At 73.6% G+C, this 1,505-nt stretch carries 1 protein-coding gene; it reads left to right on the top strand.

What is annotated here, in order from left to right; genetic code table 11:
- Positions 1-1,313, top strand: a 1,313-nt coding sequence (locus tag G3I42_RS34540) for a family 20 glycosylhydrolase (RefSeq protein WP_164291605.1), incomplete at its 5' end; no start/stop codon positions are given.
- Between the last annotated feature and the right edge of the window lie 192 nt (positions 1,314-1,505).

The following is a 1,505-nucleotide window of genomic DNA, read 5'->3' as shown; positions in this document are numbered from 1 at the left end:
CCGCCGTGCCCACCACGCCGGGCGCCGCGCCCGCGCCCGTACCGGCGCCCGGCGCCACGCTCCCGTACGCGGAGATCGAGGACAGCCCCCGCTTCGCCTGGCGCGGCCACCTCCTCGACGTCGCCCGGCACTTCCTGCCCAAGGACAGCGTGCTGCGCACGATCGACCTGCTCGCCGCGCACAAGCTCAACGTCCTGCACTTCCACCTCACCGACGACCAGGGCTGGCGCATCGAGATCGAGCGCTACCCGAAGCTCATGGAGACCGCCGCCTGGCGCCCGCGCACCAAGCGCGGCCACCGCACCTCCGAGCAGTGGGACGAGACCCCGCACGGCGGCTACTACACGCGGGACGACCTGCGCGAGATCGTCGCGTACGCCGCCGAGCGGCACATCACCGTCGTCCCCGAGATCGACGTGCCCGGCCACTCGCAGGCCGCGATCGCCGCGTACCCGCACCTCGGCAACAGCGACGTCATCGACACGGACGCGCTCGGCGTGTGGGAGACGTGGGGCGTCAACCCGAACGTCCTCGCTCCCACCGAAGAGGTCCTTCGTTTCTACGAGGACGTGTTCACCGAGGTCCTCGACCTCTTCCCGTCCACCTTCTTCCACATCGGCGGCGACGAGTGCCCCAAGGACCAGTGGAAGGCGTCCGCGACCGCGCAGGCGCGCATCGCGGAACTCGGCGTCGGTGACGAGGACGGGCTCCAGAGCTGGTTCATCCGGCACTTCGACACCTGGCTGACCGCGCGCGGGCGGCGGCTCATCGGCTGGGACGAGATCCTGGAGGGCGGCCTCGCGCCCGGCGCCGCCGTCACCTCCTGGCGCGGCTACGCGGGCGGGATCACCGCCGCGCGCGCCGGGCACGACGTCGTCATGTGCCCCGAGCAGCAGGTCTACCTCGACTTCCGGCAGGCGGAGGGCGAGCAGGAACCCGTCCCGATCGGGTGGGTGCGCACCATGGAGGACATCTACCGCTTCGAGCCCGTACCCCCGGAGCTGACCCCCGAGGAGGCGCGCCACGTGCTCGGCGCGCAGGCCAACTCCTGGTCCGAGGTGATGGACAGCCAGGACCGCCGCGATTATCAGACCTTCCCGCGCCTCGCCGCGTTCTCCGAGGTCGTCTGGAGCGAACTGCCCGCCCCCGACGCGCGCGACTACGAGGGCTTCGCACACCGCATGGACACGGCGCACTACGCGCGGCTCGACGCGCTCGGCGTCGCCTACCGGCCGAAGTCCGGCCCGAAGCCCTGGCAGCGGCGCCCCGGCGTCGGCGGCTTCCCCCGGGAGGGCACGCCGCCGCGCGTGTGAGTCAACGGCGGGGCAGGGGGCGCGGGTCCGGGGGAGCGGGGCGCGGGGTGGCCCGCGCCCGCGCGCTCCCTGCCACCGGGCCGCCCCGGCCCCGCCCCCACCCCCGCTCCGCACCCGCGCGAAGATGTGCCAGAGTTGCCACGTCCGGCCCGTGACGACGTACCGTACGGCAGCACAGGCCACAGGCGGGAC

Source organism: Streptomyces sp. SID11385 (assembly GCF_010548245.1).
Lineage (GTDB): Bacteria > Actinomycetota > Actinomycetes > Streptomycetales > Streptomycetaceae > Streptomyces.
The sequence above is the reverse complement of the archived record's forward strand: the minus strand, read 5'-3'. Positions and strand labels throughout refer to the sequence as shown.